We start from the raw sequence: 17817 nt of genomic DNA, 5'->3' as shown, positions 1-17817 counted from the left end.
ATCGCCACGCCACGGGTGGGGGGATCGGGAGGTGCGACGGGCAGAAGGGTGCGACGGGCCCAGAGAGGGCCGGAGCATGAGAAGACCTTTGGTCTTCGTCGAATCGGGTGCATGAGCACCGCCAGGTGCGAATAACGACTTCCCCGCAGGGAAAGGAGTTCGAGAAACTCGAAGAGTTTCGAATGAGCGACTGGTCGTAGAGCAGGAGCGTGAGCAACTCGAAGAGTTTCGAATAACGGTTTTCCCGCAGGGAAAGGAGTTCGAGAAACTCGAAGGGTTTCGAATGAGCGACGGGCCGAAGGGCCGGTGCTTGAGCACCGGAGGTGCGATTGGGTGTCCCCCTCCCGGCATAGGGGGTTTTGGGACAACCTCAACAGATCCTTTCGAACTTGCCCACGTAACGGGTACCTCGATCTCGAATCCCCGTGACACCCAAATCCAGGATGTAATTCAAAAAGTTAATTTCATCGAAACGATGTTTTGATATTCCGAGGATTGGATTTTGAGAGTAGAGTATTTCGACTTAAGATCATAAATTACCATGTTGATCTTTTCGATATTGGATTTCCCGATCCCATGAATATAGAGTACATGTATGCCATATTGTCGGTTCCTGCTCATTTTACTCTCGATTTCTCGTCTTACTTGCTCTTCAGTTCTTCCACCCGAAACGAATACTGTGAGATTGCCTTCATCAACGATGGGGTTATATACCTCTAAAAATGCTTCATTTGAGAAACCAGGATATCTTTGCAGCTCTTCATAGATCTTTATCAATCCCTTGAAGTATCCCGCACTACAAAGGTCGCAGATATTTCTTCCACGCTTTGAGTATCTCTTTAAAATGTCCAACTTCAATCTGTTAATCTCTTCTTTTTGTGCCCCCTCTTCAAACCGTCTCTTCACATAAAGAGATGCGCGCAAGGCCGTGTAGTCGTCATCGGGGATTTTGCCTTTGAAGAAGGATAGAAATACCTGCTCCTCCTTTGAGCTCTCTGTGACCTTAATCTCTTCAAGTAACTCTTTGGATCTGTTTTCAAGTAACAGAGCGTCATGCTCTCTGACCGCATCCGAAATCACTGGTTTTAAGTCTTCTATTTTGTCCTCCGGCAGCTTTTCCCAGTTGATCTTAAGTGCCCCGGTGGTTTCATCGAAACTGACTACATCTGCTCTCGGGTCAGCGATAATATTTACCGTTTTTACTCCCACTTGGATGTTTATATTAAGGTGGACCTTCACAAATTCTCTGAGGCCATCAAGAAAAGCCATGTTATTCAAGCGTATCCAGAAGTTCAATTAATGAGGGCAAGTCTGCTTTGATGAATATTTCGGAACCTTTTCTTATACCGGCAAATTCGTCCAACGTGATGTCTTCGCCGTCGGGTGTGAGGACTCGCTGACTTGGATCGTCACGCTCGACAATATATCCACTATCATCGACCGTCTTGCCAAAGCAAGACAATATCTCCGACTTTAAATTTGCGTCGAAAGTGATAATCCCTTCCTGAAGGCTCTGTGACATCTTCTCCACTAATTCCTATGGGTCTCTTTATCCAAATAAATCTTCCTTAATGCACCTCTCGATTTGGTCGAGACATAACTAACTCCATACGGGTTTGCTTGAGAATCATATCATTGTATTCAAAGTTGCAAAGCGCGAATCATTTTCGTCACGGATGTTTTCATTTAGATTCATCGTCGCAGTGCTTGCCATCTTTGTGCTGGCGGCCATCTTGACGTGCTTAGAGAAATTCGACGGAACCACGCTCGCTTTCTTCCTCGGAACAAGTGTGGGGTCGCTCTTGACAATATTGGGGAAGGTCTTCTCGCCTGCAGAGGGCCAGGATCTCCTTTTACGGATCTATCGGGAGATCGCGTACGGAGGGGGTCAATTATCTCACCCTTCAAGGCGGGGCAGTTCACACGGGCCCTGCCGCCAGGATTACGGGATCGGGTCCGCCGGTGGTAGACGTCGCATATATCGGATAATGATCGGAGACGGCTCTTGTCTCCCCGCCGGTCAGGTCGTAGACGGTGTCAAATCATCAAAAAGTGGGGTCGAGACGGTAAAAACCAGGGTCGGACCATCAAAATGCGGATCTGATCGACAAAAAAATGACGATGGACAATGGGGGGCAGTATGAAAATGATCTATATTTTACACTCAATACGACTCTCCCCCAGAGAGGGGGGTTAGCAGCACGACTACCGGTGAAACCTCCCCTTCAGGGACAGGATAAGAAGAGAGCAAGAATGAATCCAGGTCTAAAAACTTATTGACAATTTTTACAAATCCTCGTTTTTCGCAATAACCCAGATGTCGTGATACATCTTGGACAGACAGCAGCCCCGCACTTATCGCAGATCTGGGTGTGATTCGCTCCATAGGGCATGTGGCAGATCGGGCATTCAACCTCGCAATCCGGGCAAAGCGACAGGTGGCAGATCCGACAGATCTTGCTCGCGTGCTCCTTGCAGAACGTCTTGCCGCATGAGCTGCAGACTGAAGCGTGATCGCTACAAACCCACTTCCCGCAGGTGGAACACTGCGAGATGTGCTCACTGCAACAGGCCGTACCGCAGACCTCACAGACGGCAGTGGTTTCTTTCTTAACGTTGATGACACCGAGCTTGAAATGGTGCGGGCAATACTGGATGGTATTCTCAAGGACCGTCCCAGAGTGAGCAAACACTTCTTTCGTATAAAATGTCCCGAATGCGTTGAAATAGATTGTCCACTTGGGAACGAGGACTATTTCGCTCTTGAAGAGTTTTATATCGTTCCTTCGCGGGATGAACATTCGGTGTTTCGTGTCCAGAATGAAGTCCCCTTTCGCAGGGGTATATGCTATGTCTCTGGTATTCTTTGCCACGATATATTCAATGGCTGTTTTCTCCACCCCGCGCTTGGTGATTTCGGGTTTCAGTTCGGTGATCTGATAGTCTGGGCCGATTGTTACGGAATATTCGGGCGAGGGCGAGGGGTTCATCACTTCCCTGAAGGTTTTGAGAGTTCGAGCGTTGTCGGCGCTCTGTTTCGAGGTATTCAATGAGTTCAAGAGAGAGCCGCCCTTTTCGGCTTGCCTGTTGAGCACCTTCCCGCCGAGAAGGTCGATGACGATCGTCCCCTCGTCGGAAAACCTGTGGATTACCTTGGTCGGATCATAGACTTGAGCTTTGAAGGCGTACGGCACCTTGATGTAGGGATGGAAGGTAAGTCGGGCGCTGCTCACCTCAATCTTGTGTGCATTCTGTAGCGGCAACGCCGTTACCATGAGATAATCTGACTTGATGGACAGAGCGGATGTGAGCTTCAACCGTTCTCCTCTCCGGGTGACCCTTCCGGCAGAGACGGCGAACCATTTTTCCATGACATTTTCATGATCGAGGATTTCGATATTTCGGCTCTCTGCGAAGTTCTGAGCGTCGAGTGTGACGTCATTGAAGGCGACGAAGACCCCTCGCCAGCCCTTGCCGAGATCATTAAGTTTCTGGGAGAAATCCCGGACCTCTTTGATGCCGACTGCGGATGTGAAGTTCTTGCACTCGACGGCGATTTGCTCATTTCTTCTTCTAGCAATGACATCAATCTCGTTCGTATAGCCGCCCTGCCCGGGCATTTTGACCCGTCGCTCGGTCTTGTAGCCCTCTGCCTGGTAAATCGAATCGACGATCTCTTCCAGTTTCGTCCCGAGTTCGTATACATTCAGGGACGGCTGTGTGTCTTCTTCCGGATATTCCTCTTCCGGCCAGTCGATGGGCTCCGACCAGTCATCCTTTGTAGGAGGAGCGGACCTGACGGCAGCAGTGGGCGCCGGTGTTTCCTGTAACCCTGTACCGCATTCAGGGCAAAATTTTGCGTTGCTGTGTGGTAACGGCGCCCCGCACTCGGGACAGAACTTCGGCATATTATCCATTGATCAGGTTTCCGGATCTCCTTTAAGCTAACGAAATGGTTCCAATGCCAACTTGGTCAATTTCGAGTTGGTTTTGCGTATGGTCCTATGTTCACAGGTGCACAATACCTGCTGACTGTTGAAAAAAAGGAGGTCATCCCAAAAAGATCTATAAACCTTCCATACATCCTGATCGGCACACTCACCTCTGAGGTTTCTACCCTCTGAACTATATCCTGGGTAAGGAGGGTGAAACGGCTTTCCATCGGGAGTCTCACCTTACGGTGCTCCTGCTATCTTCCTGCGGAAGACAGCATATCGCCACGCCACGGGTGGGGGGGGATCGGGAGGTGCGACGGTCCGGATGTCCATGTGCTTTGTCAGGTGTGGCACCCGGTTATTGCCGACGGAGAAATGAGGGCCGTTTCTCCCTTCACGCCAGTTCATGCTTCCGGAGGAATTCCCGGACCTGCCTCGACTCGATCCAGCCCTGATCGAGCTGCCGGACATACCCGTTGATTCGCTCGACCTGCTCGCTGATCCGATCGGTAGCCGCCCCTTCATCGAGCAGTTCGGTCATGCCGAGGATCACCTGGAGGGGCTGGCGGATGTGGTCGCCGAGGACGGCGAACTGCTCGATGTTCCGCTCGATCTGCTCGAACGCTCGCTGCCGGAGTTGCTCGTTCTGTTTCCGCTCGGAGATATCCCTGCCGACCCCATGAACTCCGATCACCGACCGTTCGCGGACAATCGGGGATTCGCTCAGTTCGAGAAATACCGCCGACCCGTCCTTGCGGCGGAACTCTACCTCGAGCCCTTCGACCGGTTTTCCCGCGGCTATCCTCTCGCGCCCCTCGTCCCACAGAGGGAGCGATGAGGGGACGATGTAATCGCGGCACCTGGCGCCGATGAGTTCATCCGGCGTATAGCCGAGGATCCGTATCACCGCCGGGGAGATGTAGGCGATCCCCCCGTTACTATAGCAGGTGTAGATCATATCGAAACTTTGCTGCGTGATCTCCCGGAACTGCGATTCGCTCCGCTGGAGGCTCTCCGTTGCCTGTATGCGTTCGATTGCTCTCCCGAGGCGGCGGGCGACGGTGTCGAGCAGCGACCGCTCCTCACGGAGGAACGGGCCTTCGTCTTTCTCCGGCTGTTCATGGAGGAGGCAGACCTCCACCCTGCCGACCGTCTCCCCGTGGACGACAACCGGAGACGCCTGCCGCCAGGGCGTCTCGCGAAAACGTTCCGTCTCAAACCTGCGTCCGTACACCATGATCCCGGCAACGGTATCCTCCGGGTACTGCCATCCGGAAGGGAGCACCCGGGCAACCCTGGAGAAGATCTCATCGAGCGAATCCCCCGACTGCTCGATGATGCGGGATACTTCGTGAAGGACGGAAAGTTCTTTCACCCGTTCATTCAGGTCATGCGCCAGTTTCCTCAATGCATCAGTCGCCTGCCGTTTCCCGGTGGTATCCCTTGCAATGACCACAACCCGGGTAACGGCGCCGCTTACGTCCCGGATCGGGTAGAATACGGCGTCATACACTCGCCCCTCCCATGCATCCTCAAACCGTTCTGGCCTCCCCGACCCGGCGACCCCGTGCAGGCGTGCGAGGTGCATCCCCGCCACATCCGGCGGAAAAAGTCCGGAAAGATTCTTACCGACGAAGCCCTCCCGGAAGAGCGCAAGTCGCCGGGTCGTCGCCTCGTTGGCGCCGATAACCCGACCGTCAAGGTCGAGGAGGACGATCATCTCCTCCGGGGCGCGGGCAGCGGCATCGTCCTCCGGGACCTCCTTTCCGGTGCGCTTCCGGTCGGTGATATCGTAAAGTTGCTCGACAATGAACGTCACCTCACCCTCCGGACCGAGGACCGGGCTTGATCGACACTCCAGGTAACGCCCGATTTCGGGCGCAAACATCCCGACAACCTCGCGCCTGCCGCTCGCGAGCGCACGGTTCGCCGCGCAGACCGTGCAGGGTCCGATCCGCCCGATAAGTTCATAGCACTTCCGCCCCGTCGCTCCTGCCGGCGCCATCCCGGGCGTCTCGCGGCCGGGACGGGTGCCGTGCAGGACCGTGCGGTTCGGCTGCTCTCTGCCGACGATATCGCCGGGGCTCACAAACAGCGTGTTCACCCCCTCCAGGCGGTGACGGGTCCGTCCCTCTCCGGCGGCGTCCTGTCGGGCGATGGAAGAGGCAAATACGGCGATGTGTATATCCCCATACCCGCGGTCACGAATAACAAATCGTCGGGACTCCAAAACCTCCTCCCGGAGTTCCTCCGGCCGAACCGGTTCGTCGTCGGCATCGTAGACGAGCCCCCGCCTGCCGCGGGCGGTGAGGAGGGCATCACGCTCTGCCTCGGCACGAACAGCACGGGTGGCAAGCTCCCTATTTTCAGTAAACAAAGCCTCGATGCCGTTTTTCAGTCTCTCCCGCACCCGGGGATCGAGGGCAGGAGCGCCATCCTGCAACAGATCGAGAAGGTCCGTCGGCGATTTGTCGTGCAGGTTATCCATGTATCGCTCCAGGTTCCCGATGTTTTCAGGTGTGCACATTCAGTCGTTTGCTCCTTTGCGCTCATTCGGTCTCATCTCTACGGACCACAGGGAAAGAACGGCGATCCGACGTTCGGGCTGATTGCAGGGACGCCTCTGGCGAGCTTGCCTGCTAACCGGCGCATCACCGGCGGTTTTGCAGGCGTTGGTACGGGACATTGAAATGCCGCTCATCTGAACAGATGAAATTACTACTTGTATAATTTTTATTGGATAAAATTGATCGTTACCGAATCGATACCCCGGGACCGGATAAGCCACTGGCTTTTACCGTCGGGATGCAATCGCAGGCGGAAAGAGGAACGCCGGTCTGGCTGCCACGGAGATGATAACCTCCAGGAAAGCCAGCAGAACGGGAGAAGAGTGTATCGACCGAGAGGAAAAAGGGAATGATTGAAGGCAAGGGACTTAGTTCTTCTTAGCCTTGTCCTGAACCTTCTCTGCCTTCTTGTCCTGCTTCTTATCCTTTGCCATGAATGACACACCTCCTTCCCGAGGAGGGATATTATCTGTTATATCCCGTTCCAGATATATATTTTATGCTCGAACCGTTATTTTTCCCTCGAAATATAGTGAAACTACGCGCATTTAGCCGCCGCCGGTCCGCCGGGGGGTCGGGGGTCGCATCCGAGAGCCGCTGTCAGGAGAGATCGGAAGAGTCAGATGCCGACATGGGGCACCTCCCCCCGCCTCTGTACCTCAGGCACGCTCTCGTCCTCTCCGGACGAAACGCTCATTTCACGGCAGATAGTGCAGGAAAGATCCGGAATACGCCAAGACTTTTATCCGTTCCTTTCCAACGGATATAAGAATGCCCCGCCTTTATCTCGGTAAAATTCTGCTCCACTGGTGCGATTCCTGCCACGCTCCGGTGCTCTCCCCGACCTGCGCCTGCGGCGCCCCGGCCCGGCCGGTAGCCGTCACGCCGCCGGGAGACGCGCGCCCCGCGTTCCCCGACGACGTCGATCGGATCAACCGTATATTCTGCGAGCACTTCGGGGCGCCGCTGATACCGGAAGGCCACATCGCACTCCTGAACAAAGTCCCCGCCGAGGACCGCATGGACGAGATCGTCCTCGGAGGCGCCGTTGTGGGCATAGTTCGCTACCTCCCAGAAGAGCGGCTCTGGGAACCGCTCCCGCGTCCGGCCGCCGCGGCTTACCTCCGGCCGACAAAGCGCTACGTCGTCGTCGACGACGGCGCGATTCCGTCCATCCGCGATGAGGGAGCAAGCGTCCTTGCACCGGGGCTCATCTCGATCGACCCTGCCGTTGCCGAAGGTGACGAAGTCTTCATCCTGACGAAAACCGGCGATTGCATCGGCGTCGGCAGGGCGAAAGTCGACGCCGCCGCCGCCGCGACGATGGAGCGGGGTCTTGTCGTCCGGACACGAAAGAACACGCCGTCGGTCTCTGTCCCGGGCAGGGCGACATGGGAGGACGCCGTCAGGGCCAACGAGAAGGTACTCGCGGCGGCCGAGGCCGCGAGCATCCGGTTCGTACGGGAGGTCGCCGAACGGAACCGGAGACAGCCCACGATCTCCTACTCCGGCGGAAAAGACAGCCTTGCAACCCTCCTTATCGTCTTAAAAGCACTCGGCCCGGTGCCGCTCCTCTTTGCCGACACGGGGCTTGAGTTCCCCGAGACCTGCGAGAACGTGGATGCGGTGGCGAAACGCTACAACCTCGAGGTTCTTCGGGTCTGCGATGAAGAGACGTTCTGGAAGGAGTTCGACGTGAACGGTCCGCCTGCCGTCGACAACCGCTGGTGTTGCAAAGTCTGCAAACTCCACCCCGTCGGCCGCCTGGTGAGCGAGCACTGGGGCGAGTGCCTCTCGTTCATCGGTCAGCGGAAGTACGAGTCGGTGAAGCGTATGCAGAGCAGGCGGGTCTGGCAGAACGCCCATGTGCCCCAGCAGCTCTCCGCTGCACCCATCCAGCAGTGGACGGCGATGCACGTCTGGCTCTACATCTTCCGCGAGAAGGCCCCCTACAACCGTCTCTACGAGCGGGGGCTCGACCGCATCGGGTGTTTCATGTGCCCCTCAAGCGACCTTGCGACCATCGAGATCATCAAAGACTCCTGTCCCGACCTCTGGAAGATGTGGCTTGAAAAACTCGGGGGCTGGCAGGAGAAACAAGGGCTGCCCCGGAGCTGGATCGAGCAGGGGTTGTGGCGCAGACGGGGAGATGCAGATGAAGAAGCGGATAGTTATAATTGATTACGGACTCGGCAACCTCCGGAGCGTCCTCCGGGGCCTTGAGAGGGCCGGAGCGGCGCCGGCAATCACCGCGGACCCCGGGGTGATCGCGGCGGCCGACGGCATCGTCCTCCCCGGCGTAGGGGCGTTCCGGGAAGGGATGGAGATGCTCGGCGGCTTGAAGGAGACCGTCCTTTCCGCCGCGAACGATACCCCGCTTCTCGGCATCTGCCTCGGGATGCAGATGCTCATGGACCGGAGCGAAGAGCACGGCACCCATCCGGGGCTCGGCCTCGTGCCGGGGGACGTAAAGCGGTTTCTCCCGGCCGCCGGGGAGAAGGTCCCCCACATGGGGTGGAACACCATCCACATCGATCACGAGACCCCGCTCTTCGACGGGCTCCGCGAGGAGGAGTATGTCTACTTCGTCCACTCCTACTATGCGGCGGCCGCACCGGAGCATACCCTCGCGAGCACCACCTACATCCACCCCTTCGCTTCCGCCGTCGGGAACGGGCTCACCTACGGGGTCCAGTTCCACCCTGAAAAGAGCGGGGCGGTCGGTCTCCGCATCCTTGAGAACTTCATCGACCTGGTCTGCTGATCAAAGAGAAGGACCGGTGCAGAGGAGAAGCCCGCCCGGCGTAGCTATCATCTTCTCTATCGCTGAGGGGCAACAGAGTCGTCTTTCGTCCATCACGCGCGGATATCCGGAACCCCCGTCTCCTCTTCGGACGATCCTGCTGGAGGGGAGGAAATCCCGGCTTTTGCTCGACCAAAGACAATCCTGACGGCAACACCCTTCCCCGATCTCCCCGGTATCCGCTCCTCGATCTGGATCTCCCCGCCGTATGAAGCAACCAGATCCCTGACGATACACAGTCCGTGTCCATGAACTTCTGAAGAGAGCATTCTCCTCATCTCCTCGGGAATCCCCGGTCCGGTATCCTCGACACGGACCTCCACCCGGTCCTTCTCCTCCCTCACCCCGATCCGGATGGAGACCTCCCTCCCTCCATGCTTTACGCTGTTGTCAAGAAGGTTCCAGAACACCTCCCCGATGAGTTCGTCGGCAAGTATGACGCTCTCGCATCCGGCATAGTCTATCCTGATCCCGGGGAAGTTCGAGATCTCGTGTTGAAGCACGGTATCAAGGGAGACTGCCCGGAGCGGGGCGGTGTCTCTCCGGGTCTTGCGGATCTTTTTTAACGTATCGAGGTTCCTGATCACGTCGTAACTCTTCCTGATTGCCAAAGTCGTTTTCCCCGCTATCTTCCCGGCCTCTCCCTCCAGCATCCCGTCGAGGATGTCGGCGTACCCGCGCGCGGCAAAGATCGCATTGGTGAGGTCATGAGCGATGATGTCGAGGTGGAGGGCAGCGGAACGCCTCGCCTCTTCTGCCGCCTCGACCCGAAGCATCCGGGATAGAAGCGCACCGATCAATTCTGCAGAGACTTCAAGAGCGGCACGCTCCCCGTATGTCGGGGAGTCGGGTTTCCGCACGGAGAGACAGAGGATGCCCAGAACCCTCTCCGGGTCGGCGACGGGAACGAGAAGAACGGGGTTCCCCGCCCCGTCTCTCCGGCCTTCCGTGACCGGCATGGTGTGCGATCCCGCAAAATCCCGGAACGATGAGAGAATCTCGCCAAAAGGGCCTGGATCTTTTCTTTCGACGATATTGAACGCGCCGTCTCCGTCGTAGAGCGCGAGACAACTCTCTTCGATCTCTAAAAGATCCCGCACAACATCGAGTGCGGATTCCAGGAATTCTTCGGCTGAGGCGGCTGCCGTCGACGCAGAAATAATTCTCGGTACCAGTTCAGCGACCGACGGGCTCATGCGGCGGCAGATCCCGCCGCTCTCCGGACCGGGCATGGGCTCGTGGAGTTCGGCAAAGACACCCCTGGCCTCCCCATCTTCGCCCCGGTAGACCGTGCCGTAGAGAAGAACCGGCTGTATGCCTCCATCGCTCCGCCTGACGGTAAGTGCCTGTTCCCGGATCGTGCCATCAGCAACGACCTCTCGGTATGCAGACTCCGCACACCCGGGTTCGGTGAAGAGAGTGCAGAACTCGGTACCGATCAAGGCATCCCGCGTCCGGCCGGTCAACGCCTCGGTCGCCGCGTTGACGTCGCTGATCCGCCGATCGGAACCGATGGTCACCAGCGGATCGATATGCGCCTCGATCAGGGTACGTCGGTATTCCCCGGCTGACCGGAGGGCTTTCTCTGTCTGCTTCTGCGTCGTGATATCTCTGATCGACTCGATGGCGCCGGCAACGGTCCCGTTTTTGTCGTACAGAGAGGTCGCCTTGACCCAGAGAACGACTCTCTCCCCATTCAACGATGCCTCCGCTGTCTCTGCGATGATCAGATCTCGGTCCCGTTGATTGAGCAGGTAGGACGGAGGAACCTTCTTTCCCGGATGAAGAAGGTAGTCGACGAGCAGTGGCCTGGGGGCTCCGTAAAAGGGAAGTGCATAGGCGTGATCGCCGGTCCCGGAGATGTCGTCTGCCGCTATGCCGGTCATACTCTCCATCGCCCTGTTCCAGGCGATGACCCTGCCCGAACAATCAACGGCAAAGGTCGCATCGGGGAGATGACAGAAGATATCGGAGATCCGGCGTTCGGATTCACGAATGTCCTGTTCGAACCGGTGTTTCTCCACGGCGCGCCGGATCGCGTTTCTCAGTTCTGCGAACTGCGACCGGACCTCGCCGCCTTTCTGGATGTAAAAGTCGGCTCCTTTATTGAGCGCCTCGATCACCACTTCCTCTCTCCCCCGGCCGGTAAAGATGACGAAGGGGATCGTAATGTTGGCGCTTCTCAGTCTGGAGAGCAGGTCTATCCCGTTCATACCGGGCATCTCGTAATCGGAGATGATGGCATCGAATTTCTCGATCTCGAGCAGCCCGAGTGCCTCCTCTGCAGACCTGCAGGAGGTGATCTTCATATCTCCGGTACGTTCGAGATAGAATTGAGTCAGTTCAAGGATGACCGGTTCGTCGTCAACGTGGAGGATACGCATCAAAGCCGTTCTCCTCCTATAAAATGCAGCCCGTAGTTGATTCTAAGTCTTGATATTGTCTTATTCTGCAAAATCATACTAATTTATCTGTTTTTTGGTTGAGATATCGCTAATCCGAAGATCTTTCGGAATATTTTGAAAGATATAAACCTTCGCCGAAGATCGTGCCTCTCCCTCCATCGGCAGTCCGGTGCGCTCCGGAAGGGTTGAGAAACGGGGTTTCGGGAGCATTCCCCTCCCGCCGGGATGCCCGGGTCGTAAACAATCGAACGGGCCGGTCAGTTTCCGTTCGCGTGCTTCCGCAGTTCCCGGTCCCGCAGGATGTTTCGCTGGATCTTTCCCGAGATGGTCTTCGGGAGTTCCGGGACAAACTCGATTGCTCGCGGGTACTTGTAGGGGGCGGTGGTGTTCCGGACATAGGCCTGGAGTTCCTTGACCAGCGACTCGGACGGCTGGTAACCGGGCTTCAGAACGACGAACGCCTTGACGATCATGCCCCTGATGAGGTCCGGCGACCCGACGACCGCCGACTCCTGAACGGCCGGGTGCTCCATGAGCGCGCTCTCGACCTCGAAGGGTCCGATCCGGTAGCCGGAAGACTTGATGACGTCGTCGTTGCGCCCGATGAACCAGAAGTAGCCGTCTTCGTCCATGCGTGCCTTGTCGCCGGTGTAGTAGAACCCGTTCTGGAACGACTCCCGGTTCGCTTCGGGGTTATCCAGGTACTCCATGAAGAGCCCGACCGGGCGGGGGTCGAGTTTGACGGCAATCCGTCCCTCTTCCCCGACCCCGACCGGGTTCCCGTCGTCGTCGTGGAGCTCGATGTGCCATCCCGGTACGGGCTTTCCCATGGAGCCGGGCTTATGCGCCATGCAGGGGAGCGTGGCGATGCAGCAGACGGTCTCCGTCTGGCCGTATCCCTCGTAGATCGGCTGTCCGGTGCCCTCCTGCCAGACGCGGATCACCTCGGGGTTGAGCGGCTCGCCGGCGCTGCAGCAGTGCCGGAGGTTCCGGAAATCGAACTTGTCGAGGTCGGCAAGGATCAGCATCCGGTAGACCGTCGGCGGTGCGCAGAACGAGGTCACTTCATACCTTTCCATCAGCGGCAAGAGTTCGGTTGCGCTGAACTTCCCCCGGATATCGTAGACGAAGATACATGCCCCGGCAATCCACTGACCGAAGATCTTGCCCCAGCCGCACTTCGCCCACCCGGTATCCGAGAAGGTCAGGTGGAGGTCGTTGGGCGTGAGATCCTGCCAGAATGAGGCGGTTATGACGTGTCCGAGCGCGTAACTCTGGTTGTGCAGCACCATCTTGGCCTCGCCGGTGGTGCCGGAGGTGAAGTATATCAGCATCGGGTCGGTTGCTTTCGTCTTTTTTGCGACCGGCATACTGACCGTGCGGTGCGATACTGGTGCAGGGTATTCGAGTTCGTGCGGATAACTCGCCCAGCCCTCCCGCTCTCCGTCGGCGAGGAAGAGGGTATCGAGCAGCGGACAGGCATCGGCGACCTCATCGACCTTTCCGGCGTTCTCACAGTTGGTGATGATCATCCGGAACTTTCCGGCCCGGATACGGTACTTGATGTCCTTTGGGGTCAGCATCGTCGGACAGGGACAGTATATTGCACCAAGTTTGATGAGCGCGATAACGAAGATCCACCATTCCGGGACCCTCGGGAGCATCAGCATGACCCGGTCGCCCTTCTTGATACCGTACTTCAACAGGATGTTGGCGGCGCCGTTGGAGAGATACTTGAGGTCGCGGAAGGAGTATTTCTTCTCGTTGCCCGCCTGGTCCACCCAGATCATTGCAAGTTTGTTCCGGTCGGTCTCGGCCCACCGGTCGATCACATCGTAGCCGAAGTTGAAATATGCCGGGACGTCGATCGTAAAGTTCGCACAGGCGGCCTCATAATCGGGAACATTGGGTCCTAAAGTTCGTTTAGAGGGGATCTCCCCGAGGATGGCGGGCTGTAGCACGTCGTTATCGGATGCGCTCTCGACGTGTGTCGTGCAGAGTTCATTGAGCCATTCCGACCGGGAAACCCCTCGGGCATCGCACAGCCTGTCGATCTTCTTCACGAGGTCGTCCGGCATCGTGACCGAGTATCGCACCATACTTACAGGTATGTGGTGCATGATATCATCTTTTTGCTTTTTTTAATGCACGGGATCTCCTGAAAGGCACCATCTTGGGTGCATTGAGCCCCCGTGCAGGCCGGGGGTTAGCGAGGAGCGCACCAGGTCCCGTCGTGCCGGCACCAAACATTCAAGCCAAGAGGGTGCGCACCGGGGCTGCATATGACGGAGCAGACCATCCTCGTCACGGGCTCGACGGACGGTATCGGGAAGGCGGCCGCGCGCCTCCTCGCCGAGCAGGGCCACCGTGTCCTGATCCACGGCAGGGACCCCACGAAGGGTCGGGCCGTCCTCGCGGAGCTGAAGGCGGCCACCGGGTCCGACCGGTTGAGCCTCTTCATCGGCGACCTCTCGGTGCAGGAACAGGTCCGGCGCCTCGCGCGGGAGGTAGGCGATGCGCATGACCGGCTGAACGTGCTCATCAACAACGCCGGGGTCTTCATGCCGGAGCGGGCGGTTGCACCCGGAGGGGTCGAGATGACGGTTGCCGTGAACTTCCTTGCGCCGTTCCTGCTCACCCACGACCTCCGCCCGCTCTTGATGGAGAGCGCACCGGCGAGGGTCGTCAACGTTGCGTCGATAGCCCACCGGAGCGTGCGGTCGGTCGACTGGGAGAACCTCCCGGGATTTCAGAACTACGACGCCTACGATGCCTATGCCGTATCGAAATTAGGGGCCGTCGCCTTCACCGTCCAGCTCGCCCGGCGCCTCGAAGGGAAGGGGGTGACGGCGAACTCTCTCCACCCGGGGGTGACCGACACGAAACTCCTCCGGGCCTATACGGGCGGCCGGGACGGCGGGGCGCCGCCGGAGCACGGTGCGGAGGTGGAGGCGTACCTCGCCGTCTCACCGGATGCCGGCAGGATGAACGGCGGCTACTTTGAGGAGACCCGGTGGGCCCGTCCGTCGGCCCTCGCCCTCGCTCCCGGGTTCCGGGAGCGGTTCTGGGAGATGGGGCGTGACCTTACCGGAACCGGGCGATGGTGACCCGAAAGCATATCACGGATGACGGAGAGCGGTATCCCGTCCGTGAATACGGGGGGAGGGCAGGTACATGAAACGTAAGGTAAAAGGCGACGAAAAAGAGGAGACGAAGGAGTACTGGTGTGAGATCTGCGGGGCAGCCTGCGATGAGGTCACCGAAGAGACGTTTCCCGACCTTCGGAAGGCCAGGACGCTCTGCCCCGACTGCAAGAGATCCTATGAGGAGTCCTGCAGACTGCGATAACGGGGGAAGCGGTCACTTTCCGCCCTTTACCTCGGCGATCATCTCTTCGACCTCCTTATAGCCGTGCTGATAGAACCCCTCTTCGGCGGGGGCGATCTCGCGGAGGAGGCGCAGAAACTCGCCTGCATGCTCCTTCTCCTCGTCGGCGATATCAAGCATGACTTTCCGGACCAGTGGGTCGTCGGTCGAGTCGGCGATCTGTTCGTAGAGCTGGATCGCCTCGTATTCGGCAGCGATCGAGAACCGGATTGTCCGGATCAATTCTCCCGGGTCCAATCGGCGTTCCATGTGGTTCCCGGCAAAGGGATCGGCGAAATCGGGCATTCTTCATAACCTCCCTGCAAACGGTATGAAGGCCGGGAAACTGCCGGCCTCTTTTTGAGGCGTGCGCGGGGATGGTATATATACGTTGGGTCTGCCGCCGTTTCGATCGGCCCCATCGCCCGGGGCTGAACTCTATATATTCATTTAAATCGACATATAAGATGGATGCAAAGAGCGCTGGTAGATAAATTTAAAGAATCGACACGGTCGGTTTTGCCGATAGGCATAATTATCCTCCTGCTTCATTTTACCATAGCCCCCCTGCCGTTCGGCACGCTGATGCTCTTTGTACCGGGAATCGTTCTGCTCATCCTGGGCATGAGCGCCTTCACGCTCGGCGCCGATATGGCCGTGCTGCCGATGGGTAAGTTGATAGGTGCGAAACTGACCGAGTCGCGGAACCTGTGGTTGATGATCCTGGTCAGTTTTCTGCTGGGCGTGGCGTTAACGCTGGCGGAGCCCGACCTGCAGGTGTTGACCCGGCAGGTCCCCGCCGTGCCCGATCTTGTCCTCGTAGCCACGGTCGCCTTCGGCGTGGGCATCTTTCTCGTGCTCGCCATGCTGCGGATACTCTTCCAGGTTAAACTCTCGCACCTGTTTGTGCTCCTGTACGCCCTGGTCTTCATCGTGGCCGCGTTCACCGCCCCGGAGTACATCGGCGTGGGGTTTGATTCGGGAGGCGTCACCACGGGCCCCATCACCGTGCCCTTCATCCTCGCATTGGGCGCCGGTGTTTCGGCAGTCCGCGCGGGACGAAGCTCGGAGGAGGACAGCTTCGGCCTGTGCGCCCTCTGCTCGATAGGGCCGATCCTGGCTGTCCTGATCCTGGGGATGTTCTACGACCCCACAGGCACCGGCTACGCCTTTGAGACCCCCGCCACGGCAAACAGCATGGGGGAACTCGTGGCGCTGTATATCGGAGGGCTGCTTGAATTCTTCGAAGAGGTCTGCGTCATCCTGTTGCCCGTCGTCGTGCTCTTCGGCGTATACCAGGTGGTGAACTTAAAGTTGCCCCGGAGCCAGCTGATCCGGATTGGCGTGGGGCTGGTTTACATCCTCGTGGGGCTCACAGTATTCCTGACCGGAGTGTATATCGGCTTCATGCCGGCCGGAACGTATCTGGGCCATGCCATCGCGTCGTTGCCGTACAACTGGATACTGGTCCCGTTAGGTCTGGTCATCGGCATCTTCATCGTTGCTGCGGAGCCTGCCGTGCACATCCTCACCAAACAGATTGAAGATATCACGAGCGGCGCAATTTCAAGGAAGATCATGATGCTGAGCCTCTCCATTGGCGTGGGACTTGCCCTGGCTCTTGCCATGATCCGCATCCTTGCGGGCATCGACCTCTGGCTCTTCCTCCTGCCGGGCTATGCTGTCGCTCTCCTGCTGACGTTCTTTGTGCCCCAGATCTTTACCGCGATTGCGTTCGATTCCGGGGGTGTGGCCGCGGGCACTATGGCGGCGGCATTCCTGCTCCCGTTTGCTCTGGGGGCCACCGAGGTCCTGGGGGGCAACATGCTGACGGATGCTTTCGGCATCATCGGCATGGTGGCCATGATGCCGCTGATAACCGTGCAGATCATAGGATTGACCTACCAGATCAAGGTGCGGAGGGCGAAAGCCGCGGAGAGGAAGAAGGGCGGGCATAGAAACCTTTGACAAGGAGAATGTCGAGATCATGTGGTGGTAACGAGGAATGAGAATGTTGCACGATACATCTGCAGATGCGCCGCTGGTATTGATGGTTACCATCTTCGACCGGGGGCAGGATGAAAGGATACTACACCTGCTTACAGACGCGAGTGTGACATTTAACCTGTTAGCCCTGGGAAGAGGAACAGCCAACTCTCAAATTTTGAGTTACCTTGGTCTGGGCGAAACCGGGAAGACGCTTCTTTTCAGCATAATGTCGCAGAAACAGTCTAAAGCCCTGCTTGAGCGGGTCGGTAACGAGGTGGGTCCGGATAAACACAACCGCGGTATCGTCTTTACGCTGCCTATCGGCAGCGTCTACGGAGCCCCGGCAGGAGCATTCCCTCAGGGCGTATCAGAAACAGAGAGTGGAGAGCAAGTTATGGAGCAAAATGTCCAGTACGATCTGATCCTGGTTGTTGCAAACAGGGGTTTTGCCGACGTTGTAATGGAAGCGGCAAAGCGGGCAGGAGCGACGGGTGGGACCGTCGTCCATGCACGCGGGACCGGCGCGAAAGAGATGGAGAAGTTCTTCGGTGTGACCATCCTGCCTGAAAAGGACCTCGTCCTGATCGTCACGCAAAGCGAAGCCGGGCGCGGCATCATGGAGGCGGTTATTGACGAAGCGGGGCCGCACACCGATGCCAGAGCCGTCACGTTCTCTCTCCCGGTGAACGGTGTTGCCGGGTTGTCCACGGCCCCGAAAGACCCGGAAGTTCCGGAGACTGAAGGATCAAAAC

14 protein-coding genes are annotated in these 17817 nt (G+C 57.7%); 6 read left to right on the top strand and 8 right to left on the bottom strand.

What is annotated here, in order from left to right; translation table 11 throughout:
* The 5 genes from BRA42_RS07185 to BRA42_RS07165 all read right to left on the bottom strand — a co-directional run.
* Positions 1-217 (bottom strand): hypothetical protein (locus BRA42_RS07185; RefSeq protein ID WP_342772113.1); only part of this gene is annotated, 217 nt, incomplete at its 3' end.
* Between the two features lie 233 nt (positions 218-450).
* A complete protein-coding gene (locus BRA42_RS07180) occupies positions 451-1269 on the bottom strand; it encodes a hypothetical protein (RefSeq protein WP_342771097.1) in 819 nt (272 codons plus the stop codon).
* Position 1270: 1 nt separating this feature from the next.
* Complete coding sequence (locus BRA42_RS07175; RefSeq protein WP_342771098.1) at positions 1271-1531, bottom strand: hypothetical protein; 261 nt, start codon at positions 1529-1531, stop codon at positions 1271-1273.
* A 742-nt stretch (positions 1532-2273) separates the two neighbouring features.
* Entirely contained in the window at positions 2274-3908 is a 1635-nt protein-coding gene (locus BRA42_RS07170) for a restriction endonuclease (protein WP_342771099.1), read from the bottom strand.
* Positions 3909-4329: 421 nt separating this feature from the next.
* Complete coding sequence (locus tag BRA42_RS07165) at positions 4330-6462, bottom strand: PAS domain S-box protein (RefSeq protein ID WP_342770339.1); 2133 nt, start codon at positions 6460-6462, stop codon at positions 4330-4332.
* Between the two features lie 811 nt (positions 6463-7273).
* On the opposite strand from BRA42_RS07165, the gene BRA42_RS07160 reads away from it, so the two are divergent.
* Both BRA42_RS07160 and hisH read left to right on the top strand, forming a co-directional pair.
* Entirely contained in the window at positions 7274-8683 is a 1410-nt protein-coding gene (locus tag BRA42_RS07160; protein ID WP_342677959.1) for a phosphoadenosine phosphosulfate reductase family protein, read from the top strand.
* A complete protein-coding gene (gene hisH, locus BRA42_RS07155) occupies positions 8658-9266 on the top strand; it encodes an imidazole glycerol phosphate synthase subunit HisH (protein ID WP_342677957.1) in 609 nt (202 codons plus the stop codon). Before BRA42_RS07160 ends, hisH begins: the two co-directional genes overlap by 26 nt.
* 92 nt (positions 9267-9358) lie before the next feature.
* Here the strand turns inward: hisH and BRA42_RS07150 are convergent, their stop codons facing one another.
* Entirely contained in the window at positions 9359-11689 is a 2331-nt protein-coding gene (locus BRA42_RS07150) for a PAS domain S-box protein (RefSeq protein ID WP_342677955.1), read from the bottom strand.
* Positions 11690-11967: 278 nt separating this feature from the next.
* A complete protein-coding gene (locus BRA42_RS07145) occupies positions 11968-13809 on the bottom strand; it encodes an AMP-binding protein (protein ID WP_342685919.1) in 1842 nt (613 codons plus the stop codon).
* A 183-nt stretch (positions 13810-13992) separates the two neighbouring features.
* On the opposite strand from BRA42_RS07145, the gene BRA42_RS07140 reads away from it, so the two are divergent.
* A complete protein-coding gene (locus tag BRA42_RS07140; RefSeq protein ID WP_342677949.1) occupies positions 13993-14817 on the top strand; it encodes an SDR family NAD(P)-dependent oxidoreductase in 825 nt (274 codons plus the stop codon).
* 67 nt (positions 14818-14884) lie between these two features.
* Positions 14885-15058 (top strand): hypothetical protein, encoded by a 174-nt coding sequence (locus BRA42_RS07135; protein ID WP_342677947.1) that lies wholly within the window; start codon positions 14885-14887, stop codon positions 15056-15058.
* Between the two features lie 12 nt (positions 15059-15070).
* Here the strand turns inward: BRA42_RS07135 and BRA42_RS07130 are convergent, their stop codons facing one another.
* Positions 15071-15382, bottom strand: a complete 312-nt coding sequence (locus tag BRA42_RS07130; protein ID WP_342677945.1) for a ferritin family protein — start codon at positions 15380-15382, stop codon at positions 15071-15073.
* Between the two features lie 213 nt (positions 15383-15595).
* On the opposite strand from BRA42_RS07130, the gene BRA42_RS07125 reads away from it, so the two are divergent.
* Complete coding sequence (locus BRA42_RS07125) at positions 15596-17044, top strand: DUF1538 domain-containing protein (RefSeq protein WP_342770341.1); 1449 nt, start codon at positions 15596-15598, stop codon at positions 17042-17044.
* 43 nt (positions 17045-17087) lie between these two features.
* Positions 17088-17817 (top strand): P-II family nitrogen regulator (locus BRA42_RS07120; RefSeq protein ID WP_342771100.1); only part of this gene is annotated, 730 nt, incomplete at its 3' end.

Origin of the sequence: Methanoculleus sp. UBA374, assembly GCA_002508705.1 — an archaeon.
Taxonomy (GTDB): domain Archaea; phylum Halobacteriota; class Methanomicrobia; order Methanomicrobiales; family Methanoculleaceae; genus Methanoculleus; species Methanoculleus palmolei.
Note: the sequence above shows the minus strand (reverse complement) of the source record. Positions and strands in the feature narration are given on the sequence as shown.